This is a genomic window from Sphingorhabdus sp., assembly GCF_050921905.1.
GTDB lineage: Bacteria > Pseudomonadota > Alphaproteobacteria > Sphingomonadales > Sphingomonadaceae > Sphingorhabdus_B.
The window spans coordinates 1,453,657-1,475,780 of sequence record NZ_CP050888.1 but is presented as its reverse complement, the minus strand read 5'-3'; the positions used below and the strand labels follow the sequence as shown (position 1 = coordinate 1,475,780).

General features: G+C 54.0%; 24 protein-coding genes. 9 read left to right on the top strand and 15 right to left on the bottom strand.

The features are described 5' to 3' along the window. Window positions 1-44 precede the first annotated feature (44 nt). From HEQ18_RS07015 to HEQ18_RS07005, 3 genes are all read right to left on the bottom strand, one after another. Window positions 45-593: a helix-turn-helix domain-containing protein gene (locus HEQ18_RS07015; protein WP_432814176.1), complete on the bottom strand. Its 549-nt coding sequence runs from the start codon at window positions 591-593 to the stop codon at window positions 45-47. A gap of 146 nt (window positions 594-739) precedes the next feature. Beyond that, on the bottom strand, window positions 740-3,004 hold the full coding sequence (gene ptsP / locus HEQ18_RS07010; RefSeq protein ID WP_432814175.1) for a phosphoenolpyruvate--protein phosphotransferase: 2,265 nt from the start codon (window positions 3,002-3,004) through the stop codon (window positions 740-742). Window positions 3,005-3,063: 59 nt separating this feature from the next. Further along, the gene (locus HEQ18_RS07005) at window positions 3,064-3,234 is read right to left on the bottom strand and encodes a YdcH family protein (RefSeq protein ID WP_432814174.1); all 171 of its coding nucleotides are present in this window, start codon (window positions 3,232-3,234) and stop codon (window positions 3,064-3,066) included. Between the two features lie 170 nt (window positions 3,235-3,404). Between HEQ18_RS07005 and HEQ18_RS07000 the strand changes: the two genes are divergently transcribed. Continuing rightward, window positions 3,405-3,602: a YdcH family protein gene (locus HEQ18_RS07000; protein ID WP_432814173.1), complete on the top strand. Its 198-nt coding sequence runs from the start codon at window positions 3,405-3,407 to the stop codon at window positions 3,600-3,602. Window positions 3,603-3,629: 27 nt separating this feature from the next. Here HEQ18_RS07000 and HEQ18_RS06995 read toward each other — a convergent pair whose 3' ends face one another. Further along, the gene (locus tag HEQ18_RS06995; protein WP_432814172.1) at window positions 3,630-5,435 is read right to left on the bottom strand and encodes an ABC transporter transmembrane domain-containing protein; all 1,806 of its coding nucleotides are present in this window, start codon (window positions 5,433-5,435) and stop codon (window positions 3,630-3,632) included. Window positions 5,436-5,580: 145 nt separating this feature from the next. On the opposite strand from HEQ18_RS06995, the gene HEQ18_RS06990 reads away from it, so the two are divergent. Together HEQ18_RS06990 and dgcA are read left to right on the top strand one after the other, a co-directional pair. Beyond that, complete coding sequence (locus HEQ18_RS06990) at window positions 5,581-6,813, top strand: polyhydroxyalkanoate depolymerase (protein WP_432814171.1); 1,233 nt, start codon at window positions 5,581-5,583, stop codon at window positions 6,811-6,813. A gap of 76 nt (window positions 6,814-6,889) precedes the next feature. Then, complete coding sequence (gene dgcA, locus HEQ18_RS06985) at window positions 6,890-7,885, top strand: N-acetyl-D-Glu racemase DgcA (protein WP_432814170.1); 996 nt, start codon at window positions 6,890-6,892, stop codon at window positions 7,883-7,885. Between the two features lie 8 nt (window positions 7,886-7,893). Here dgcA and HEQ18_RS06980 read toward each other — a convergent pair whose 3' ends face one another. Continuing rightward, window positions 7,894-9,075, bottom strand: a complete 1,182-nt coding sequence (locus HEQ18_RS06980; RefSeq protein ID WP_432814169.1) for a hypothetical protein — start codon at window positions 9,073-9,075, stop codon at window positions 7,894-7,896. A 354-nt stretch (window positions 9,076-9,429) separates the two neighbouring features. On the opposite strand from HEQ18_RS06980, the gene HEQ18_RS06975 reads away from it, so the two are divergent. Then, window positions 9,430-10,506, top strand: coding sequence for an IS5 family transposase (locus HEQ18_RS06975; protein WP_432814106.1), 1,077 nt, complete (start codon window positions 9,430-9,432; stop codon window positions 10,504-10,506). A 299-nt stretch (window positions 10,507-10,805) separates the two neighbouring features. On the opposite strand, the gene HEQ18_RS06970 is transcribed toward HEQ18_RS06975, so the two are convergent. From HEQ18_RS06970 to HEQ18_RS06930, 9 genes are all read right to left on the bottom strand, one after another. Next, entirely contained in the window at window positions 10,806-12,128 is a 1,323-nt protein-coding gene (locus HEQ18_RS06970) for a Z1 domain-containing protein (RefSeq protein WP_432814168.1), read from the bottom strand. A 17-nt stretch (window positions 12,129-12,145) separates the two neighbouring features. Further along, the gene (locus tag HEQ18_RS06965; RefSeq protein ID WP_432814158.1) at window positions 12,146-12,967 is read right to left on the bottom strand and encodes an IS5 family transposase; all 822 of its coding nucleotides are present in this window, start codon (window positions 12,965-12,967) and stop codon (window positions 12,146-12,148) included. Between the two features lie 94 nt (window positions 12,968-13,061). Further along, window positions 13,062-13,613, bottom strand: coding sequence for a DEAD/DEAH box helicase family protein (locus tag HEQ18_RS06960; protein ID WP_432814167.1), 552 nt, complete (start codon window positions 13,611-13,613; stop codon window positions 13,062-13,064). 284 nt (window positions 13,614-13,897) lie between these two features. Continuing rightward, window positions 13,898-14,191, bottom strand: coding sequence for a putative quinol monooxygenase (locus HEQ18_RS06955; protein WP_432814166.1), 294 nt, complete (start codon window positions 14,189-14,191; stop codon window positions 13,898-13,900). 28 nt (window positions 14,192-14,219) lie between these two features. Further along, the gene (locus HEQ18_RS06950) at window positions 14,220-15,398 is read right to left on the bottom strand and encodes an acetyl-CoA C-acyltransferase (protein WP_397604912.1); all 1,179 of its coding nucleotides are present in this window, start codon (window positions 15,396-15,398) and stop codon (window positions 14,220-14,222) included. 24 nt (window positions 15,399-15,422) lie between these two features. After that, window positions 15,423-15,881: a MaoC family dehydratase gene (locus HEQ18_RS06945; protein WP_397604913.1), complete on the bottom strand. Its 459-nt coding sequence runs from the start codon at window positions 15,879-15,881 to the stop codon at window positions 15,423-15,425. A gap of 116 nt (window positions 15,882-15,997) precedes the next feature. Then, entirely contained in the window at window positions 15,998-17,167 is a 1,170-nt protein-coding gene (locus HEQ18_RS06940) for a mechanosensitive ion channel family protein (protein ID WP_432814165.1), read from the bottom strand. A gap of 83 nt (window positions 17,168-17,250) precedes the next feature. After that, complete coding sequence (locus tag HEQ18_RS06935; protein WP_432814164.1) at window positions 17,251-17,556, bottom strand: hypothetical protein; 306 nt, start codon at window positions 17,554-17,556, stop codon at window positions 17,251-17,253. After that, complete coding sequence (locus HEQ18_RS06930; RefSeq protein WP_432814163.1) at window positions 17,553-17,759, bottom strand: hypothetical protein; 207 nt, start codon at window positions 17,757-17,759, stop codon at window positions 17,553-17,555. The genes HEQ18_RS06935 and HEQ18_RS06930 overlap by 4 nt, the downstream gene beginning before the upstream one ends. Window positions 17,760-17,882: 123 nt before the next feature. On the opposite strand from HEQ18_RS06930, the gene HEQ18_RS06925 reads away from it, so the two are divergent. Both HEQ18_RS06925 and HEQ18_RS06920 read left to right on the top strand, forming a co-directional pair. Further along, window positions 17,883-18,518, top strand: coding sequence for a S24 family peptidase (locus HEQ18_RS06925; RefSeq protein WP_432814162.1), 636 nt, complete (start codon window positions 17,883-17,885; stop codon window positions 18,516-18,518). A gap of 40 nt (window positions 18,519-18,558) precedes the next feature. Beyond that, the gene (locus tag HEQ18_RS06920; protein WP_432814161.1) at window positions 18,559-19,251 is read left to right on the top strand and encodes an MBL fold metallo-hydrolase; all 693 of its coding nucleotides are present in this window, start codon (window positions 18,559-18,561) and stop codon (window positions 19,249-19,251) included. A gap of 54 nt (window positions 19,252-19,305) precedes the next feature. Here HEQ18_RS06920 and HEQ18_RS06915 read toward each other — a convergent pair whose 3' ends face one another. Next, entirely contained in the window at window positions 19,306-19,704 is a 399-nt protein-coding gene (locus HEQ18_RS06915; RefSeq protein WP_432814160.1) for an MAPEG family protein, read from the bottom strand. Between the two features lie 197 nt (window positions 19,705-19,901). On the opposite strand from HEQ18_RS06915, the gene rpmF reads away from it, so the two are divergent. From rpmF to HEQ18_RS06900, 3 genes are read left to right on the top strand one after another with little or no spacing between them, the layout of a single operon-like run. Continuing rightward, window positions 19,902-20,078 (top strand): 50S ribosomal protein L32, encoded by a 177-nt coding sequence (gene rpmF, locus HEQ18_RS06910; RefSeq protein ID WP_125229645.1) that lies wholly within the window; start codon window positions 19,902-19,904, stop codon window positions 20,076-20,078. A 28-nt stretch (window positions 20,079-20,106) separates the two neighbouring features. Then, complete coding sequence (gene plsX / locus HEQ18_RS06905) at window positions 20,107-21,126, top strand: phosphate acyltransferase PlsX (protein WP_432815971.1); 1,020 nt, start codon at window positions 20,107-20,109, stop codon at window positions 21,124-21,126. Then, window positions 21,123-22,091 carry a beta-ketoacyl-ACP synthase III gene (locus tag HEQ18_RS06900; protein ID WP_432814159.1) on the top strand — a complete coding sequence of 323 codons (969 nt, stop codon included), beginning with the start codon at window positions 21,123-21,125 and terminating at the stop codon, window positions 22,089-22,091. The genes plsX and HEQ18_RS06900 overlap by 4 nt, the downstream gene beginning before the upstream one ends. Window positions 22,092-22,124: the final 33 nt, after the last annotated feature.

Here is a 22,124-nt window from a genome sequence, read left to right as displayed (position 1 = left end):
AAAAAATTGAAATTCATCGGAATTTCCGGCCGTAATGACTGGTCTCACTGATTTGGGGTGGCTGCCAAAGCTGTGCCGGGCGGAGGAGCTTGTTCGTCCATGCCGACATTCGCTGTGGTTCTACTATCATTCAGGGCAGCGACCGGCTTGGGTGCTGCTGCCTTCGGTGCTGTTGTGGGGACTGATGTCGCCGTTGGCAGCGCTGCAGTTGGGACTAATGCGTAGCTTTTGAAAATAAAATAGGCGGCCAAAACTAGCGCCGCAACTGCCGCAGCAGTCCACGCCAAGGTCTTGGAAGGAACACGCGCAGGGTCTGCTGGCTCATAATTCTGGAGTGGGGCCTCATATCTTTCATGTCCTCCGCTAGATAATTCCGCGCGCAGCGCATTCACTATCGCAATATCGTCTAGCGCAACCGCGCGGGCGTAAGACCGAACAAAACCAACAGTATATGTATGTCCTGGCAAAGCGCTGAATTCGGATCGCTCAATAGATTCCAAATGTCGCATGGGCACGCGTGTCTCCGCGGCGAGGTCAGACAGGCTCATGCCCCTCCGCGCGCGCGCGGACTTAAGTTTTTCGCCTACAGTCATAGGCTCCGCTTCCAAACGAGGAATTTCGTCCACTGCCATCTCCACGACCCGTTCCCCCGCTTCTTCGTGCAGTCGGGCGGATAATGGGCATCAAAAAGATAATGTCAACGTGGATTGCGGATAATCAAATATCATGCCTAAATTAATTATGCGGTTTCAATACCTTGACTAATCGCCCAGCTAGTCAATGCTGCACGCAAATTCTCTGTAGGATTGTCGAGCAACTCTTCCATTTTTGCGCAGACATCAGAATGGCTGGTTGAGCGGATCATGGCCTTGATAGGCCCGACGGCGGCTGGTGTGATCGATAATCGACGAATGCCAATGCCCATGAGGGCAAGCGCCTCAAGCGTCCGTCCACCCATTTCGCCGCACACCGCGACATCGACTTCATGGCCCTCGGTAGCTTTGACGACCCTTCGGATGAAGCGCAGGATAGCGGGGCTCAGCCAGTCATAGCGCTCTGCCAAGCGGGGATCAGCCCGGTCCGCAGCAAAAAGGAATTGGGTCAGATCGTTGGTGCCAATGGACAGAAAATCAATCTTGGGCAGCAGGATGTCGAGCGTCTCAGCCAGAGCCGGGACCTCAAGCATCGCGCCATAACGGATTTTGTTGGGTAATATCTTTTTCTGTCGCCCCAGAAATTCAATCTGGCCGTCGAAAATGGCCTTGGCCGCATCAAATTCCCATGGCTCAGAGACCATCGGGAACATGACGTTGAGCGTGCGACCAGCCGCCGCCTCAATCAACGCGCGTGCCTGCGCCTTCATCAATCCGGCGTGATCAAGCGACAGCCTCAGCGCGCGCCAGCCCAGCGCGGGATTTTCCTCTTCGCTCCTTTCATCCTTGAGGTAGGGAAGCGCCTTGTCTCCGCCGATATCGAGCGTACGGAAAATGACGGGCTTGTCGCCGGCTGCGTCAAGCACATCCCGGTAAAAGCGCTGCTGCCGTTCGCGTTGCGGCAGCGTCGCCGAAATCAGAAACTGGAACTCGGTCCGGAAAAGGCCAACGCCTTCTGCGCCGGTTGTCGCCAAAGCTGACATGTCATCGCGCAAACCAGCGTTAATCATCAACGTAACTGGCACCCCGTCTTTAGTGACCGATGCTTCATCGCGCATCGCTGCATAGCGCGCTTTTTTCTTCTGCCGATCAACAAGATTATGTTGAAAGTTCTCTTCTGCCGCAGACGAAGGGCGCACGATAACGCTTTTGTCGTCAGCGTTCAGCAACAGCATGTCGCCGTCGCGCACCTTGTGGCGAATGCCGCGCACCCGGCCAAGAACCGGAATACCCATGGCACGTGCCACAATCACCACATGTGCCGTAAGCGAGCCTTCCTCTAGGACCACACCGCGCAGGCGCCTTTTGTCATATTCCAGCAATTCTGCGGGACCCAAATTGCGCGCGATCAGGATGGAATCCTTCTTCAGCCCAAGCTGCGCCGCGGTGCTCATTTGTCCGGAAACGATGCGCAGCAAACGGTTCGACAGGTCCTCCAGATCGTGCATGCGATCGGCAAGCAGCGCGTCGTCAATCTGCCGCATGCGCATGCGTGTGCGTTGCTGAACGCGTTCAATTGCTGCTTCGGCGGTTAGGCCACTGTCAATGGCTTCGTTTATCCGGCGGCTCCAGCCCTCATCATAAGCGAACATTTTGTAAGTCGCGATGACCTCTTCATGTTCTCCGCCTGTGCCAAAATCTATCTGGCTCGCCATGCGGTCGATTTGCTCGCGCATTTTATCGAAGGCGGAATAGACACGCTGACGCTCGGCTTCGATATCCTCGGCAACAGTGTGCTCGATGCGCACATTTGGCTGGTGAAAAATAGCGACGCCAGCGGCTGCGCCTTTAACAAGTGGCAATCCTGTGAGGCTAATCGTGCCGGTCTCATTGCCGCCCCGGGCAGTTGGCTCGTCGATTAGGTCGGCGTTGGCAATGAGTTCAGACAACACCATGGCGACGGTTTGAAGCGCCTCAATCTCGACCTCTTCATATTTACGCGGCTCGACATGCTGGACCGCGAGCACGCCGACGGCCCGTTCGGAGCGGACAATTGGCACACCGGCAAAACTGTGAAAGCGTTCTTCACCCGTTTCCGGGACATAACGGAAATTCGGATGCGCCGCCGCTTCATCCAGGTTCAGTGTTTCGACATTTTCAGCAATTGTCCCAACAAGGCCTTCGCCCAGACCCAAACGCGTAATATGCACGGCAGCTTGGTTCAACCCGCGTGTCGCAAACAGCTCAAGTGCGCCATCGCGCAACAAGTAAATTGAACACACTTCGCTCGAAAGCGCTTCGCCGATGATGTTGACCACATGATTCAGCTTACCCTGCGCATGGTTTTTCGAGGCCATCACCTCGTGCAGACCAGTCAGGATATTACGGGCAGAACGGGTAGCGCTTTCCATAGGCCGCACCTAGCAGAGACCGAGAGGGCAAGCGATACCCAGTATCAAATTATTCGTAGTCAACTAGTTGATGCCGATTCATGCAGTATAACGTCTTTAAGATGTAACTTTTGTTTTTTCAGATCGAGAACGGTTCTGCTGTCGGGGAACGGTCTGTTTTCTTCGCGCTCCAGTTTTTGTTCGAGTTCGGCATGCTTGTTACGAAGCGCGGACAGATGATTAATATGCACATCATTCTCCTTCAGTCTGGGACTCGGCGATCTGAACCACGGAGTAAATCACGAATTTTGACTGGAGTCTTGCCGATAATTATCGTCGGGGCGCGCACCAAACTCAGATCTGGGCCAAACGCCCTTTTTTTAACGATGACTTGTTCGCCGCAGTCTGTTTAGAAAGGGGCATGAACGACGATGGCTATCAGCAGCAACTGGAACAACTAAAGATTGAGCATCGGGATCTCGACGATTCCATCCGGGCGCTCAACGCCCAAACGTTGATCGACCAACTTCAAATCGCGCGACTGAAAAAGAAAAAACTGATTTTGAAGGACCGTATCAGGCGTGTGGAAGACCAATTGGTCCCGGATATCATAGCCTAAGCTGGAGCAAAGGATGATTTCATCCCGTTAAGCATCAAATTGCAGGCTGGCGAGGCGGGCATATAAGCCGCCCGCGGCGCTCAGCGTTGCATGATCGCCCTCTTCAACAATCCTGCCTTGGTCCATCACGATGATGCGGTCGGCAGAACGCACGGTTGCCAGCCGGTGTGCAATCACGATTGTGGTGCGCCCAACCATCAGGCGCTCCAGCGCGTCTTGCACCAATTTCTCGCTTTCGGCGTCCAATGCGCTCGTGGCCTCATCAAGCAACAAGATTGGCGAATCGCGCAACAAGGCACGCGCGATAGCGAGCCGTTGCCGCTGGCCGCCGGAAAGCCGGGCGCCGCCCTCGCCAAGATAGGTTTCCAGACCCTCCGGTAAATCACCCAAGAACCCTGCTGCGTTTGCTTTTTCTGCTGCCGCCCAGATCGCCTCGTCGCTTGCGTCCCATTGGCCGTAACGCAGATTGTCGCGCGCGGAGGCCGCGAACAACACCGTGTCTTGTGGCACTAACGATATCCGGCGTCGGAATTCTGCGGGGTCTGCGCTAGTCAGGGAAACACCGTCAATGCGCACGGTCCCGTTTTCGGGGTCGTAAAAGCGTTCCGCCAGTTGGAACAAAGTTGATTTGCCTGCGCCTGACGGCCCTACAACAGCAACCGTTTCCCCCGGCGATACTTTCAGGCTGAAATCGTCAAGCGCCGCGACCTCGGGCCGTGTAGGATAGCGGAAGCGAACATGTTGGAATTCCAACTGCCCGCGCGCTGGCGGCATGATAACTGGGTTAGCAGGGGGCGCAATTTCGGGCACTTCGTTCAGCAATTCGGCGAGCCGCGATGCCGCGCCCGATGCGCGCACAAGGTCACCATATACTTCAGTCAGCGCGCCAAATGACCCTGCGACCAATGCCCCGTACAAGACGACCGCGAACAAGGTTCCGGAGGATATGACGCCTTCCTTCACTTGGTCGGTGCCTTCCCAAACGAGTAATGTGATTCCGCCAAATATCAGCGCCATTACAAGTGCGGTAAGAAATGCCCGCAAACGGATACGTTTTTTCGCGGCATTGAACGTGGCTTCAACAGCATCGGCAAATCTTGCACCTTCGCGGCTTTCTTGCCCAAACGCCTGGACAATTTTAATTGCGCCAAGCGCTTCTGAAATGATTGTGCCGACGCTGGCAACATTGTCCTGGCTATTACGCGATGCCTTTTCCAGCCGCCGTCCCAGAAAGACGATTGGTAAAACGACGACCGGAATGCCCGCGAGCAACCATATGGTCAGGCTTGGAGCGAGGCCGAAGAGCAAGGTAACGCCGCCCACGCCAATAAAGGTATTACGCAATGCAACTGACACAGTGGTGCCGACAATTTGTTCGATAATCGCCGTATCGGCGGTCATCCGGCTAGCTATTTCCCCAGGGCGGTTTTCTTCGAAAAAGCGCGGAGCCAAGCGCAACAAATTTTGCTGCACCGCAACACGAATATCACCCACGACACGCTCGCCCAGCCAGCTGACAAAGTAAAAGCGGAATGCCGTCGAAATGCCGATGATGACGACGATACCTAATAACAAGTAGAAATATGGCGCAGGATCACCGCCATTTTTGACAAAGCCTTCATCGATGATCAGCCGCAAGCCATAAGGGATGGCAAGCGTAGACGCTGCTGCTGCAATCAGCGCGAGCAGGGCATAGGTGATCTGGCGGGGATAACGGATCGTGAAATGCCCGATCATGCGCAAACTGCCAAAATTAAGCTTGGGCTTGGCCGGGACTGCTTCGGCTACCTCGGATGTATCCACGCTTTGCGTTTCGGAAATATCGTTTGTCATCGCGCTCGCCTAGCAGTGCGCCGAACCCGTAACAATCCGCCACGGAGAATGTAAATGCTTTTCCTATGGTGCAATGCACAATAAACACGTAAAGGTACATCCAATTGCGGCAGAATATTCCGCCGCGAATATTAAAGGCCTCAATATGCTTTACACCGGATATGACCTTCAACGCGGCTGGCTTGCTGGCGCAGGCTGGGTTGCGCAGAAACAGGCGGAATGGCTCAGCGCGCTGCCTTCGCCGTTCAATTACGGCGGAATGGCACCCATCGCGGCTTCTGCATTGGAAGTTTTTGCCCATTCGGTTCTGCCGCGTGGAAAGCCAGCGTTCGGATTGAATGAAGTTGTCATCGACGGCAAAATTTTGGCGGTTCAGGAAGAAAATCTTGCGCGTAAGCCATTCGGGCAGTTGAAGCGTTTCGTCTACGAAGGCAGCAGCGAAAAGCCACGGCTTCTTATCTGCGCGCCCATGTCCGGGCATTTTGCGACGCTCTTGCGCGGCACAGTCGAGCGCATGATGGTCACGCATGACGTCTACATCACCGACTGGAAAGACGCGCGTGATGTGCCGCTGACCGGTGGCGGGTTCGACCTTGAAACCTATATTGATTATCTCATTGAATGGCTTGAATTTCTTGGCCCCGGCGCAGGCGGGCGCGGCGCACATATGCTTGCGGTCTGCCAGCCGTCGGTTCCGGCTTATGCCGCTGCGGCCGTTATGGCCGCGAAGGATCATCCGCTGCGTCCGCGCACATTGACGATGATGGGCGGCCCGATCGATACGCGCGAAGCGCCGACCGCCGTCAATAACCACGCGACCCAGCGTCCGCATGCATGGTTTGTGCAAAATGTGATTGCGACTGTGCCGCCTTATTACAAGGGCTCTGGCCGCCGCGTATATCCCGGTTTTCTGCAGCTTTCGGGCTTCATGTCGATGAACTTGGGCAACCATATGATGAGCCATTGGTCGATGTTCTCCGACCTTGTGAAAGGCGATGGCGAAAGTGCCGACCGGCATAAGGAATTTTACGACGAATATCGCGCGGTCTGCGACATGACGGCGGAATTTTATCTGCAAACCGTGGATACGGTGTTCCAGCGCCATTTGCTGCCTAAGGGGGAATTCAACTATCGCGGCCATTTGGTGGACCCTGCTGCCATCACCGATATTGGCTTGCTGGCGATTGAGGGTGAGCGCGATGATATCAGCGGCCTGGGCCAGACAAAGGCGGCGTTGAACCTTGCAACGGGCTTGCCTGCGGCGTTCAAGAAATATCATATGGCACCAGAAGTCGGCCATTATGGCATTTTCAACGGCAGCAAATGGCGCGAAAAAATTGCGCCCGTTGTCGAAGATTGGACATCCAGCCACAATTGAGCGACGCAATGTCCCCCGCTATTTCGACCTGCTTAATAGCATTTTGCCTAGCACCGATTCCTGCGGGTTTTCAGCGATGACCTTGCATATTAACGCCACAGTCGAACGCTGGCCGGTGGATGGCCATTTTACCATCGCGCGCGGGGCAAAGAAGTTTGTCGACCTGCTCGTGGTCGCGGTCAGCGATGGCACGCATATCGGTTATGGCGAGGGCACCGCGATCTATTATCACGGTGAGACCGCAGAAAAATGCGTGCGCGATATCGCGCGCGTCACCAGCGAACTTGCCGCGCACGCCGTGCCCATGGCCCGTGCGCTCTTGCAATCCCGCCTGCCACAAGGCGCGGCGCGCAATGCGTTGGATTGTGCGCTGTGGGATTTGGAGGCCAAGCAGACCGGACAGCCGCTTTGGGAATTGATCGGCATGAAATCGCCGCCCATGCCGCTGGAGACCGCCTTCACCATATCCTTGGGAACGCCCGATGCGATGCATGCCGATGCGCGGACTGCGGCGGACAATAAGTATAATCTGCTCAAGCTTAAATTGAACGGCGAGGCTGACCGCGACCGTGTTGCCGCCGTGCGCGCTGGCGCACCCAAGGCGCGGATCATTGTGGACGCGAATGAAAGCTGGGGCGCGGTGGATATCATGGCCGAAGCGGCGGCGTTAAAGACACTTGGCGTTGCGATGATTGAGCAGCCCTTGCCCGCAGGCCAAGACACCGCGCTTGCCAAGCTATCATCGCCCTTGCCCATTTTTGCCGACGAAAGCTGCCATATTGCGGCGGACGTCCCGCGCCTCGCCGGATTATATCAAGGCGTGAATATCAAGCTGGATAAGGCCGGTGGCCTGACCGAGGCGCTGGCGCTCTGCAAGGCCGCTGAGAGCGCAAAGATGGATATCATGGTTGGTTGTATGCTGTCGACCAGCATGGCCATTCAGGCGGCGTTTCTGGTGGCGCAGACGGCGTCTTGGGTTGACCTTGATGGACCTGCGTTATTGCAACATGATCGGCCGGGCGGATTCCGCTTTGCAGACGGACGCTTGTCCCCGGCCACAACATCATCGTAATTCGACATCTAAGATTTCGCAAAAGTAAGAATAACTTCTTTACGCATTCGCTTGCTTAAGGCTCCGGAATCAGGTGTTGGCAAATAACGGCTACCGCTGGGCAAGTCTCGTTCGTGCCTACTCGTTTCAGTCAGGCCTACCGCTTCGGCAGCCTTAGCCAGTGCCTCTGAATTTTGAACATACACACCTTGGAGGCAAGAATTTCCCATGACGAATGTGGCAAAAGCCTGAGGTTTCATGACACGCGCCACCTCACCAATCATTTTGTGTAAATCCACAACATAACGTTCAATCATGCCATGATAACGACTTGGCAAGGTGTCGAGCTCACCCATCGAATTTTTTATCGACTGAAAGGACGCTGTATCAAATGGTAAGTCGGGACGTTTTTCTGCACCGATACTGTTTGAGCGTGCTTTGCTTAAATCGCCGTATTTATGACCTAGCCAGATCAAAGACAGGCGGTGACCGCGCATATAGTCAATCGCGTTCAAATAAGGCGGTGACGTGAGAACGACATCAACGCTTTCAGCGTCCACCGCAGACAAATCTCTTGCATCGCCACGCCTTATTGTGACGAAGCCCTGCTTGGGAACGTGCGCAACACGTTTTCGAACTGCGCGGAGCGATTTCATGAACCCAGCAACCACATCGTAGTCCGATTCTAGAGAGACACGATGAGGCCTGCTGTGAGAAGTATCTTGGGCAAGCGAAGCGGCTTGCTTCTTGGTTACGATAATCCGGCTCAATGCAATTCGAAATACATCGGCAACATCATCCGGCATCTCGATCTCAACGTTGTTATAAAGCAAACCAGCGATCCGCCTTAAATCCACTCGCTGGGGCTCGGCAAACCAAAAGTCCACAAAACGCTCTGCCTCTTTGTCGCCGTCGATCCACGGCAACGCCGTCTGGTCGGCAGCGGTTGCGTCTAGGATCGCCAAAAATCGCTTTTCAAAATGTTCCAGAATCTCATCGTCGACACTCGTTGTTCCTACTTTACTGATAAGAACAGCAAGAGGATCGAGATCAAAGCCCATAGAACGCAGGCCTTGGCTTTTTGCCGCGCGGGCAACCGTTCCCGAACCCGTCATTGGGTCGAGAACGATTCCAGATGTCAAAGACGCCAGTGAATTCAGCGCGAGATCAGGCGCCATCCGAGCAGGAAAAGGATGGATAGATGGCGACACGCTTCTTACAGTTCCTCATAGATGGCGTTCAACCCACGCCGCTTAGAACGACCAAGTTTACCATCGGTTCCATTAACTCGATACATTGTATTTCTATCTCGATCCACCCTCACAAACCGAGTTGTTTGAGCGTCTACAGAATTGATCGAATTAAATTCACTGAGAGTGAGAGCTACAAATCCATCTTGTCCACAAACGTGGATTAGCCAAACGCTTCGGCACTTTTTCCTTAGGCGCTCTATCTCGGCCATATTCTCGTCGCCATAAGTAAACTGCCAAGGAGGTGGGCACCTCCAAAAACCTCTGGCATTTGAGCGTGTGATCTGATTCAACGGTCCCCATCGGGAGGCGATTATGAAGCAGGCGGGTTTGTTCGGTTTATCGGATCATTTGAAGCGGCTTTCGGCCAATGGCGATCCGCTTGAGGCGCTGGGGCGGATAGTTGATTTTGAAGGCTTTCGTGTGATCCTGGACAATGCACTGGCTTATTCGGACGGTTCGAAGGGTGGCAGACCGCCCTATGACTGCGTATCGATGTTCAAGATCCTTATTCTGGCGGCGCAGAACAATGTGGCCGATGCCCGCATGGAGTATCTGATCCGTGATCGGTTGAGCTGGCTGCGTTTTCTGGGCTTTGATCTTGGAGCGCCAACGCCTGATGCCAACACGATCCGGCTATTCCGGGAGAAGTTGACCGATGCCGGAACCTTGCAGGTGCTGTTTGACGCCTTTGACCACCGGCTGCGAACCAATGGATATCTGGCAATGGGCGGCCAGATCGTCGATGCAACGCTGATTGCAGCCCCCAAGCAGCGCAATACGCAAGACGAGAAGGATGCAATCAAAACGGGCAAGACGGCACAGGAAGTCTGGCCCGACCAACCCGCCAAGGCTGCGCAGAAAGACACAGATGCGCGCTGGACGGTGAAGTTTGCCAAAGCGCGCATGGCTGCGAACGGCAAGCCGCAGATCGACATTGCGATCCCAAGCTTTGGCTACAAGAATCATATAGCTATCGATCAGCGCTTCGGGTTCATCCGCAAGGCTGTGGTCACGCACGGCGCGCGTCATGATGGATCACAACTGCGCGAAGTGGTCACGACAAACAACACTGCATCTGATGTGTGGGGCGACACCGCTTACCGGTCCAAGACCAATGAAGCGTGGCTTGCAGCCCATGGCCGGGTCAGCCGCATCCACCGCAAGAAGCCAAAGGGCAAGCCACGGTCAGAAGCGCTTCGTGCAGCCAACCGAACAAAGTCGAAGATACGTGCAAGGGTCGAGCACGTCTTTGCGCAGCAAAAGGCGCATATGGGACTGTTCATCCGCACCATCGGCATCAAGCGTGCCGAGACGAAGATCATGCTCGCCAATCTTGCGTACAATATGCAGCGCCTGCTGTTCCACGAACGACGAGCGGCGACAGGATAATTGTGTCCAAAATCCAGAAATAGGAGCCAAAACAGCGGCAATAGAGCCAATCTCAGCCCGAAATGCACCGATCAGGTGCCTGCAACGCGCATATCGAGGCCGCTTGACCAAAATCAACGGTTAATGGAGGTGCCCAGGTAGCCTACGAGCACTATGCTTAATATATATCCCAATCTTTCTGTTAATAATGAATGTGTTTACCCGGCCGGCATCATCGTTCGACTCAATGCGAAGCGGCTTTTGGCATCCAACCACCAAGTCGCGAATGGCAGCGCCATGATATCGTTCAAATTCGCCAATCATTTCAGATTTTTAATGAAACTGACCGAGCCGTCAAACTTGTAGAAAAGACGAGCTTTGCCTGCTTCATTTTTAAATACTCGCAGAAAATGGATATTATTTCCAGCCCGATCTGCCTCCCTAATGGTAAGGAAACCTCGTCGACGCTCAATCCGCTCTTTTTCAAGAGGCGACATTTTCGGGAAGACGTTACCGCTGGGAAATAACTTCAACCCAACGGTTTTCCGGGAAAGGGACTGACGTAGAAAAGTTTGCAAATACTCCGGAAATCCATCGCCCAGTAGATTAGCCAGCGCGTCTACGATCTTCGCTGGGTCGTTTATATTATTCGCCACTTCATCAATCTTAGGATCATAGTCAAAAATTGAAAAACTCATTTCCCCTTTGTCCAAATCAACCGTTGATCGATCTATGCTGGCGCTAGCTACGGCCGCAATTCGCTTGTCAGCGATCCAAACCGGTGAACCCAAGCCACTCTCAATAGAGTCAAGCGCCAGACGATGATAAACAAAACACCTATGCCAATCCGTAAAGAGCGGTGTTGGTATGGTCAGCTCGAAATGTCGCAGATACTTGCCTCTACTCCCGAACATTCTCGCTCTCTGGATATACGTATCTTGCTGAAGTTTATTTTTTACGTCACGTGTAAAAAACATACCCAAAAGATTATTAAATGTAACACCACGAGAAACAATGTTTCCACCTATAACTATTGTAAATAGTGACGATGGATTAGTTGCATTTCCACCTACTTTCTTGAAGTCCGGCTCACTATTAAGCACCATCATTGCATGACGACTTATATTGCTTACAATATACTTAGTTATATTTGTCGCATTTATATCTTTGTAACGCGCATTGGCGATGTTCCATATTTCTTCAGTATATTTCGCAAATTTTCGCCCCGATTTGTCGGAAAGAGCTGAAAATACATTCCTAAATACGTCTAAATCTTTGCGATGATCAATCTTTTGGCCGCTTGTATGTACTAAAAAAGCATAGTTTTGTTCGCGCTCTGAGCTCATATTCAAATGTGCAACATTGACCATGAACCTGAACAAAGCAGATCGCTCTTCGCTTCCGTCGTCATTTCGCGCACTCATCAATTTTAATTGATAACTTAAACCAGCAATTCCAATTTCATCTATGTTCATTGGAAAGAAATCATCTTGCCCCGTATACATTCTGTGTGGCGGAAATTTTACCCACAACTTGGAATCATTATTTAAAGTGTTATTTAAGTTTAATCGAGCTGGAGTCGCCGTGACACCAATGTAATGACCAGTACTGCCTATTATTTTTTCTATTAGAGTCTGACTCATAATTATCATGTTTAATATCATAGTTTTGCGATTCGTCTAGCGAGGAACTGGACGGAGGCCATGAACAGCCATGCCGTTGCGGAAGCGATGCTGCGCTCGAAGTCTTTGGCAAGGCGCCGGTTGCGGTTTAGCCATGCGAACGTTCGCTCGACGACCCAGCGGCGCGGTAGAACAATAAAGCCATTTGCCCGGTCAGAACGCTTTATGATTTCGATGGTCCAGTCGCCGATCTTGGTCAGCGCGGTTTTGAGCTTGTCACCGGCATAGCCGCCATCGGCAAAGACATGGCGCAGCCAAGGGAAGCTATAACGGATGTCGGAGAGCACGATCGGCGCGCCGTCGCGGTCCTGTATATCGGCGCTGTGAATAATGGCGTGTACCAGAAAGCCGTTCGTATCGGTGATGATATGGCGCTTGCGCCCCTTCACTTTCTTGCCCGCGTCATAGCCGCGTATGCCGCCGCTTTCCGTCGTTTTGACAGACTGGCTGTCAATCACTCCGGCGCTGGGTGAAGCCTCGCTACCCTGCGCCACCCGGGCATCCTGGATCAGATAATGGTTGATCCGTTGCCATGTGCCATCATCGCGCCAAGCGTAAAACCAACGCTGCACCGTCGAGGAAGGTGGAAAGCCCGGCGGCAGCATCCGCCATGGCAGGCCACCGCGTAGCAGATACAGCATCGCTTCTACTATCCGCCGCATCGGCCATTTGCGCGGACGGCCGACAAAGGACGGCAGCGGAAAAAACGGTTCCAGAACCGCCCACTCCTCATCAGTTAAATCACTTGGCAAAGCCAATCCGTTGCGTGCATGATGCGCGCGAGTGGTGTCGGTCCACATCGTTGAAATCCTTCGGGTTGTTGCAAAACCGCTGAATCAATGATGTGGAAAAGCGTCAAGCTAACTCGCTGACACTACTCAACTTAATTTCGGGTCAGACACTTAGATCATTGATCGACGTTTTGTCACCTTTATTTACCTTCGAATTTGGAGTTGCATAATCTGCCTCATCGTCAATCACGATGACATTCTTCATATTTCCGATCTTGTTAATCAGCTTTCTCAGATCACTCCCATTTTTCTTGCAAAAAACAATGTGCTTGCCATTCTTAACATCTACCGAAGGATCCAAGATTTCAGCAAAATTCTGAGCAGATGGCGCAAGGCCGGAGCTGTGGAAGCGGCTCATATTTTGACCGAGTAGGTCAACACTATCGTTCAGGAGATGAATGATGAACCGAAAGCCCTCATCTAGCAGCTTAGCTGTGAGGCAAATCATCATTTCGGTCTTACCGCTCTGCGGTTCGCCATATATGACAAACGACTTTTGCGTCCCGTCTGATAAATTAGCTAAAGCACCGTTAACTGCATCTTCAATACATTCAGTTTGGTTCTCAGCAGCTTGAATGCGTTTCAGCTGCTCTTGGTATTGATTCTCAGGCCCGTCGTCTGACAGGAAATCGGCAATGTTGAATTTGTCTGACATATCTGCCCCGATAGCTCTTCTGGACATAGGCTAAGTTTCACTATTCTGAAGTCAACCGATTAATTCACAAATTTTAACAATATATTGTTGAAAACGGTCCGCTATTTGCAGTTCTGAATTACGGACGAATTACGGAATTACGGTGACAGCGGAATTACGGCAATCACAATGACAGTGCATTAAATTATTCTGAAGGTTCGGAAAGCTCGAATCAACTCAACAGTGCGCCGTCCACAACATCACCGTAATTTGGTGGGGACGCTACTTAATGCGGCGTATCCGCTTTATAGCGCGTCGAGATACTCAATGTCGGGTGCACCGGCGAGGCAGGGGCCAAGCTTGGGTCCAGCCGCTTTGAAATAGTCGCTGGCGCCATGCGCGGTCAGGGCGTCTTGATCGACATATTGCTCAAGCACTTTGTACACTTGCGGGTTGGACCGTGACCGGGTGAGCGTGTAAAACACGTTCCCCGGTTCGTTCGTCCTAACTGCAGCAGCCAGTTCTGCAAAAACAGCCTCAAAATCTTCATTCTTGCCTTCGGCAACAGTCAACGTTGCGATTACACCAATGGCGGACATGAGGCTGCTCCTTGTTTTTTGTGTGCGATTAAAAGATTTCGAACAGGCCAGCGGCGCCCATTCCGCCGCCGACGCACATGGTGACGACACCATATTTCGCACCGCGACGCTTGCCTTCGATCAAGGCATGGCCCGTGCAGCGTGCGCCCGTCATGCCATAAGGATGGCCAATCGAAATCGATCCGCCATTGACGTTCAGCAATTCGTTAGGGATGCCCAATTTGTCACGGCAATAGAGGACTTGCACGGCAAATGCCTCGTTCAGTTCCCAGATGCCGATATCGTCCATCTTCAGGCCAAAACGCTGCAGCAGCTTCGGAATTGCGAATACGGGACCAATGCCCATTTCATCGGGCTCTGTCCCTGCAACCGCCATGCCGACATAACGGCCAAGCGGGTTGAGACCCTTTTTCTCAGCCAATTTTGCTTCCATCAGGATGGAGGCGGAGGAACCGTCGGAAAGCTGGCTTGCGTTTCCGGCGGTGATCGTCATGTCGGGGCCAAGCACGGGTTGAAGCGCTTGCAGACCGGCCAACTGTGTATCGGCGCGATTGCCTTCATCCTTGGCTATGGTCACGTCTTTCTGGCTGACTTCGCCGGTTTCCTTGTTCACGACGTTCATGACCGTGGTCACGGGCACGATTTCGGCATCAAAATAGCCAGCGGCTTGTGCAGCGGCGGTGCGCTGCTGCGACTGCAGGGCATATTCGTCCATCGCATCGCGGCCGATATTGTACCGCTTGGCCACGACTTCGGCGGTCTGCAGCATCGGCATGTAAATGGCATTGTGCATTTCGATCAGTTCACGGTCTGGCTGAACGCGCATTTCCTTGGTTTGCACCAAAGAGATCGATTCTTGTCCGCCAGCGGCCATTACATCGACATTGTCGACAATGATCTGCTTTGCCGCGGTCGCAATCGACATCAGGCCCGATGAACATTGGCGATCCATCGTCATGCCTGATACCGATACGGGTAGACCAGCGCGCAGCGCCACCTGGCGGGCAAGATTGCCGCCTTGCGTGCCCTGTTGCAGCGCGGAGCCCCACAGAACATCGTCGATTTCGCCGCCTTCTATGCCGGCGCGTTCCACAGCGGCCTTCAACGCATAGCTGCCGAGCGTTGGTCCGGACGTTGCGTTGAACCCGCCGCGATAGGCTTTGCCAATGGCGGTACGGGCGGTGGATATGATTACTGCGTCACGCATGAGAGGGGTTCCTTAAAGTGAAAATTATACGAAAAACTGGCTGATCCATTCCGCCTGAAGTGCAGGCTTTTCCTCGCCCTCAATCTCGACAGTGAACTCAAGCGTCTGCTGCCATTGGCCGGGGCGTTTTTCGGCAAGTTCAAGCAGTTTGAAATGGCCGCGTACGCGCTTGCCCGAACGGACAGGGGCGAGAAAACGGGTTTTGTTGCCACCATAATTCACACCCATTTTAACGCCAGATACCTTGGGGCAATCGGACTTGGCGCTCATCACCGGGAACAAAGACAAGGTCAAAAAACCATGGGCAATGGTGCCGCCAAACGGCGTTTGCTTGGCCATTTCTTCGTTGATGTGAATGAATTGATGGTCGCCCGTTGCATCGGCAAATTTGTTGATCATGTCCTGATCAACCAAAATCCATTCCGATACGCCGATGTTTTCGCCAACCTTCGTCGCGAGTTCAGCGGGTGTAATTGCGGTCATACGGAGTCTCCTGCTTCCTAACTTCGGCCTATCGTGGCGGTTTGATACAAGCAATACAAGCCCCGCTTGTTTGCCGTTACGGCATGCTAGCGGCTGTTTGACCCATAAGCAGCGAATCAGCTTTTTGAACGCGCCTCGGCACTGGGTGGCGCGGCATAGGGCATCACCAAATTGCCATCGGGCGCGGCTGTGAAAGTCGTCTGCGTGGGATAGGCAAAAGAAATCCCTTCGCGGGCAAAGCTATCGAGGATCGCGATACCAATATCGTGGCGTGCCTGAAACATCTCTTCGACATCATCGCTTTCAATGTCGAACACCACATGGAAATCGAGCGAGCTTGCGGCAAAATTGTTGAACCCGGCGCGGATGAATTGCGCTCCATTGGCCTCAACCGCTGCACGCAAAACATCCGGCACGCGCCGGGCAAGGGCAGGGGGTGTCTGGTACACAAGGGTGAGTACGAAAGTGACCCGCCGATACAAGGTCAGCGTGTTGTTGGTGATTTCTTTTTCGAGCAATTTGCTGTTCGAGATGATTTTTTCTTCACCCGTCAGTGCGCGCAGTCGCGTGCTTTTCATGCCGATGACTTCAACCCGCGCAATGGTGTTGTCATAAGACACCGTGTCTCCGCGCCGGAATGGCTTGTCAAAAATGATTGAGATTGCCGCAAACAGGTCGGAGAAAATACCTTGCGCGGCAAGGCCAATCGCAATGCCGCCAACGCCAAGACCCGCAACAAGGCCCGTGACGTTAACACCCAGATTATCAAGCACCACAATGGCGGCGACGGCAAACAAGGCAAAGCTGACGAGCAACCGGATCAGCACCATCGCGCTTTGCAACGTGTCATGTTCATGAATGCCTTCGCCTGCGCGCCGTTCAATCAAGCCCAAGATGATTTCGCGCAGCCAGATGGCGACCTGAATGACAATCGCGATGGTGAACAATATATCGACGGTCTGGGTCAGTGCCGCTGGCGCATTCGCAATTTGGTTGACCAGTTCAATCGACACCATGATGCGGAAAAATTTGCTCGTCCGCGCCAAGGTGCGGGCGACGATGGATTTCAGATGGGCGCGGTGCTCGCTGGCGCGGGCGATGTTTGCGGCGATTCTTTTCAGCCAGCTTAGCGCAACGAACACGATGATGGCCGCCACCACGGCAATGCCAAGTTCGACATAATTATTCTGCACCCAGATGGTCAGGGCGTCCCAATAAATTTGCAGATGCGGGCCAATGGCTTCCGGAGCGATGCGCGCTAAGGTCGATGCGGTTTGTGTGGTCATGCACCCTGTTTACGGTCGATGGCGACGGTGCACAAGTTTTGCGGTGCGGCAGCAGTCTTGTCATGCATGTCCACCACCGCGCATCAGCTATCGAGCAATAGTGCATCAATGATCAAACATTGCGCGCCTTTGGCTATAACCGCCTGCGTTACCGCAATGTCGGCGACGATCTGGCGGGGCAAATCAAATTCATGTTCTGACAAAAGCTGCGATAGCGCCTCCGCGTCGCTATGCCATGTTCCATCCTGCATGTGTACGGACAGGCACAGTTGCGTGCCGCAAAAAGTGAGGCTGTGCCATGGCCGCTCGTGCAATATGCTGATGTCGGCAACAGGGATGATTGCGCGCAAGGCTTTGTGCAGGGCGGCCGCCTGTGTTGGCATGCTCATATCCCCTTCCTGCCTTGGATTTGGACGAGTTGGCCATAGTTGGATATGAAATGCCGCAGTTTTAACTCCATTTCGGGTCTAATTTCTCGCCCCATGCGCATGTCCAGCACAAGACGGGGATCACCCGCAGCCAAGCGCCCGAATTTGGTCGGTGGCAGGTCCTGCTCCCGAAGAAACCGCTCAATAAGGCGCTTGATGTGCATGATGTCTCCTCCATGATCGACCCGGATTGGCTTGCCCGAATCGGTTAGAACAAATATAGAACATAAGTGGTAGGATAAATCCTACATGTCTAGGAAATTTCCAACCAAACCGGAGGGAACAACATGGGAGAAGACCCAAGGGCTGTTTTGGAGCGCTTGATCGCGGAAAGCGCAGAAGATTTCGCTGGCCTGTCGAAATTGATCGGTCGTAATCCCACCTATATTCAACAATTTATCAAACGCGGGTCACCCAAAAAACTGCCAGAGACGGAGCGTGGGATATTGGCACGATATTTTGGTGTGGATGAAAGCGTGCTGGGTGGGCCGGACGCGGGCGCGACCAGAACGGGCATTCGGCTTATTCCAAAGCTGGCGGTTGGCGCGTCGGCTGGTCCCGGTGCCATTCCGGGTCGCGAAACGCTGGCCGGCAAAATCGGTTTTGATGAAAAATGGTTGCGCAAGCAGGGGCTGGACCCGGCACAGCTTTCGTTGATTCAGGTGGAGGGCGATTCGATGTCGCCGACACTGAACCATGGCGATGACATCATGGTCGACAATCGCGCCGCGGCTGGCCCGTTGCGCGACGGCATTCATGTCATTCGGCTGGATGATGCGCTGATGGTCAAACGGCTCGCCAGCGGACCAAGCGGGCGTTTGTCGGTGTTGTCGGACAATCCGGCCTATCCCGGTTGGTCAGATGTTGACCGCGCAACCGTCGCTATCATCGGCAGGGTTGTTTGGGCAGGGCGGCGCCTTTGAAGGCTTGCCTCGGCCGCGTCAGTGCGGCACATGAATATGCATGTCGATTGTCACACCCACGCCCACAAAGACCCCGCCGCTAAAGGCCGCGATCATTCCCGTCACGCCGTTGCAGCAGAATTGCACGCTGTTTTGGTGCACGCAGACGAACAAGGGCGCTTTGGTTGACCCAGGCGGTGATCTCGACAAATTGAAAGCCGCTGTCGCGCAAACGGGCGTCCAGCTTGAAAAATTATTGGTGACGCATGGCCATCTCGACCATTGCGGGCAAGCTGGGATGCTGGCGCAAGAGCTTGGGCTAAAGATTGAAGGCCCGCATGAGGACGACCGTTTCTGGATCGAGAAGCTCGACAATGACGGCGCGCGCTATGGCATGGAGGCGCATAGTTTTGAACCCGACCGCTGGCTGATCGACGGCGACACCGTGACCGTCGGCAATCTCACGCTCGATGTCCTTCACTGCCCCGGCCACACGCCTGGACATGTCATTTTTCATCATCAACCCAGCCGTCTGGCGATTGTTGGGGATGTGCTGTTTCAAGGGTCCATCGGCCGTACCGATTTCCCGCGCGGCAATCATGCCGACCTGATTAACGCCATCACGACAAAATTATGGCCATTGGGCGATGATGTAACCTTCATCCCCGGACATGGCCCCACCAGCCAATTTGGTTATGAGCGCAAGCACAACGCCTTTGTCGCAGACGACGTGCTGAGGGCCAGGGCCATTTAAATCCACCACCGCTGTGGCAGATTCACGTGGTCCTGGCCCTAACGGCTCGTTAGTTTAAAGAATCGCTGCGTACACGTTCCACAAGGCCCAGCCTGCAAGGCCAAGCAGCGTTATCATCGTGGTCAGCGTGCCGACCATCCGGCCCTTGCCCAATGAACCGCCATCCATGCCCAGGCCATGCGCAAGCCGCCCGACAATGTAGACGATGCCCAAGCCCCAAAGCCATTGGTTGGTTCCGCTTGTCGCCTCAAGCGCAGCAATCAGGATTAAAATGAAGGGCGCGCTTTCCACGAAGTTCGCGTGCGCGCGCATCCGGCGAATGACAAATTCATTGCCGCCATCGCCAATCGACACGCTTTCTTTTGTCCGCGCCTGACCGCAACGGATCATGAGCCAGATGTTTACCAATGCCGCACCTGCGGCTATTGTAAGGGTAACGGGTAAACTCAACATATATTCTCTCCCTGTTCGGTGCCTGACCCTAACTGCTATCTCTCGGCTTGCAAAGCACCGAAAAACAAGTATAGAGCGCCGCTCACACAGACATGTGCGGACGAATGAGGCCGATTCTGGCGCGTACTTGCCACGACCATCTCTTTCGCCTATCATGCCCTAGAACTTATTGATTTTGAAATGGAACAGGTGCCGAAATGGCTGTCCCCAAAAGAAAAACATCCCCTTCGAAGCGCGGCATGCGTCGTAGCCATGATTCGCTCAAGGTTGCCGCGTACCAAGAATGCGCCAACTGTGGCGAATTGAAGCGTCCACATCATCTGTGCGATGCCTGTGGCCACTATAATGGCCGCGAAGTGGTAGCAGTCGCCTAATCCTGTTCAAGGAGAATAGCTGGTGTCGATGAAACCGCGTATCGCCATTGACGCGATGGGCGGTGACGAAGGCGTTCCTGTGATGATCGCAGGCGCGGCTTTGGCACGTCACCGGCACGACAGTTTCAAATTTCTTTTGGTGGGTGACGAAACGCAGATTAAGTCTGCGCTCGATAAGCACCCCAATTTGCGGGCAGCCTCCGAAATCCTCCATAGCGATGTCGTCGTTACGCCCGATGACAAGGTCAGCGCCGCCTTGCGCAAGGCCAAAACCAGCTCCATGGGCATGGCGATCAATGCCGTAAAGTCAGGCAATGCCAGTGCCGCCGTCAGCGCTGGCAACACCGGCGCATTGATGGCTACCGCCAAACTTGCCCTGCGCACGATGCCCGGCATCGACCGGCCAGCGCTTTCTGCCTTGCTGCCGACGTTGGAAGATACTGATGTGGTGATGTTGGATCTGGGGGCAAACACCGAATGTGAGGCCAAAAACCTTGTCCAGTTTGCCGTCATGGGTGCGGCCTATTCGCGTATCATTTTCGGCTTTGACCGTCCGCGTGTCCGCTTGCTGAACATCGGTACAGAGGAAATGAAGGGCACCGATCAACTTCGTGATGCGGCGCAGCATTTGCGCGACGCCACCGGGCTACACATGGATTTTCAGGGCTTTGTTGAGGCCGACAAGATCAACCGAGGCGAATGTGATGTCGTTGTGTGCGATGGCTTTACCGGCAACATCGCGTTGAAGTCCATCGAAGGCACGGCGCGTTTCGTCACAGATCTTTTGCGCCGGGCCTTCACCAGTTCGATCCGTTCGAAATTCGGTTTTCTGGTATCGCGTCCAGCCACCGAATTGCTGCGGCACCAACTTGATCCCAACAATCATAATGGCGCTGTGTTCATGGGACTGAACGGTGTCGTCGTCAAAAGCCATGGCAGCGCCAATATCAAGGGCGTGGCCAATGCGGTCGAGGTTGCGGCGCGATTGGTCGAAGAAGACATTACAGCGCGGATCACGCAAGATCTTGCGCGGATACAGGCGCAGTGACCGAAGTCGCTCTTCGTGCCGTTATCAAAGGCACTGGGTCGGCGCTTCCACGCAACCGCGTGTCGAACGCTGAACTGGCCCGCAGAGTCGATACGACCGATGAATGGATTACAGAGCGGACGGGCATAAAGTTTCGCCACATCGCCGAGCCCGATGAAACAACATCCAGCCTTGCGATCGAAGCATCGCGCCGGGCGCTTGACGCGGCTGGCATGTCGGCGAACGACATTGATCTCATCATATTGGCGACCGCTACGCCCGACCAGACTTTTCCCGCCTCTGCCACCATCGTGCAACATGCGCTTGGCTGCAATGGCGGCGTTGCCTTTGATGTGGCCGCGGTTTGCTCGGGCTTTCTCTATGCCTTTTCTGTCGCGGAAAGCATGATCCGCGCAGGGTCAGCCCATAATGCATTAGTCATCGGGGCCGAAACATTCAGCCGCATATTGGACTGGGAAGACCGCACGACATGCGTATTATTTGGTGACGGCGCTGGCGCGGTTGTCTTGTCAGGCGAGGTTGGCATTCGCGGCGCGCTGGCGACCAAATTGCATGCCGATGGTCAACATAATGAATTATTATATGTCGATGGCGGTCCATCCACCACGGGCACCGTCGGCCAATTGCGGATGAAGGGTCGCGAGGTGTTCCGCCATGCCGTGACCAATCTCACCAATGTATTGCACGAGGTGCTTGCCGCGACAGACTTGACGCCAGCCGACATTGACTGGGTCGTTCCGCATCAGGCTAATGCCCGGATTATTGAGGCGACGGCCAAGAAACTGGCGCTTGACCCGAATAAAGTCGTCCTCACCGTTGACCAGCACGCCAATACATCTGCGGCGTCGGTTCCGTTGGCCTTGGATGTCGCCGTGCGCGATGGCCGGATCAAAAAAGGGGACATTGTCGTTCTGGAAGCGATGGGTGGCGGATTCACCTGGGGCGCATCAATCGTACGGATGTAGGGTCAAGACCCTAAGTGTCTGACCCGAAATTAA

Coding starts and splice junctions, on each gene's coding strand:
- HEQ18_RS07015 (WP_432814176.1), bottom strand. CDS start 593: ATGACTGTAGGCGAAAAACTTAAGTCCGCGCGCGCGCGGAGGGGCATG.
- ptsP (WP_432814175.1), bottom strand. CDS start 3,004: ATGGAAAGCGCTACCCGTTCTGCCCGTAATATCCTGACTGGTCTGCAC.
- HEQ18_RS07000 (WP_432814173.1), top strand. CDS start 3,405: ATGAACGACGATGGCTATCAGCAGCAACTGGAACAACTAAAGATTGAG.
- HEQ18_RS06995 (WP_432814172.1), bottom strand. CDS start 5,435: ATGACAAACGATATTTCCGAAACGCAAAGCGTGGATACATCCGAGGTA.
- HEQ18_RS06990 (WP_432814171.1), top strand. CDS start 5,581: ATGCTTTACACCGGATATGACCTTCAACGCGGCTGGCTTGCTGGCGCA.
- dgcA (WP_432814170.1), top strand. CDS start 6,890: ATGACCTTGCATATTAACGCCACAGTCGAACGCTGGCCGGTGGATGGC.
- HEQ18_RS06975 (WP_432814106.1), top strand. CDS start 9,430: ATGAAGCAGGCGGGTTTGTTCGGTTTATCGGATCATTTGAAGCGGCTT.
- HEQ18_RS06970 (WP_432814168.1), bottom strand. CDS start 12,128: ATGAGTCAGACTCTAATAGAAAAAATAATAGGCAGTACTGGTCATTAC.
- HEQ18_RS06965 (WP_432814158.1), bottom strand. CDS start 12,967: ATGTGGACCGACACCACTCGCGCGCATCATGCACGCAACGGATTGGCT.
- HEQ18_RS06960 (WP_432814167.1), bottom strand. CDS start 13,613: ATGTCAGACAAATTCAACATTGCCGATTTCCTGTCAGACGACGGGCCT.
- HEQ18_RS06955 (WP_432814166.1), bottom strand. CDS start 14,191: ATGTCCGCCATTGGTGTAATCGCAACGTTGACTGTTGCCGAAGGCAAG.
- HEQ18_RS06950 (WP_397604912.1), bottom strand. CDS start 15,398: ATGCGTGACGCAGTAATCATATCCACCGCCCGTACCGCCATTGGCAAA.
- HEQ18_RS06945 (WP_397604913.1), bottom strand. CDS start 15,881: ATGACCGCAATTACACCCGCTGAACTCGCGACGAAGGTTGGCGAAAAC.
- HEQ18_RS06940 (WP_432814165.1), bottom strand. CDS start 17,167: ATGACCACACAAACCGCATCGACCTTAGCGCGCATCGCTCCGGAAGCC.
- HEQ18_RS06935 (WP_432814164.1), bottom strand. CDS start 17,556: ATGAGCATGCCAACACAGGCGGCCGCCCTGCACAAAGCCTTGCGCGCA.
- HEQ18_RS06930 (WP_432814163.1), bottom strand. CDS start 17,759: ATGCACATCAAGCGCCTTATTGAGCGGTTTCTTCGGGAGCAGGACCTG.
- HEQ18_RS06925 (WP_432814162.1), top strand. CDS start 17,883: ATGGGAGAAGACCCAAGGGCTGTTTTGGAGCGCTTGATCGCGGAAAGC.
- HEQ18_RS06920 (WP_432814161.1), top strand. CDS start 18,559: ATGTCGATTGTCACACCCACGCCCACAAAGACCCCGCCGCTAAAGGCC.
- HEQ18_RS06915 (WP_432814160.1), bottom strand. CDS start 19,704: ATGTTGAGTTTACCCGTTACCCTTACAATAGCCGCAGGTGCGGCATTG.
- rpmF (WP_125229645.1), top strand. CDS start 19,902: ATGGCTGTCCCCAAAAGAAAAACATCCCCTTCGAAGCGCGGCATGCGT.
- plsX (WP_432815971.1), top strand. CDS start 20,107: ATGAAACCGCGTATCGCCATTGACGCGATGGGCGGTGACGAAGGCGTT.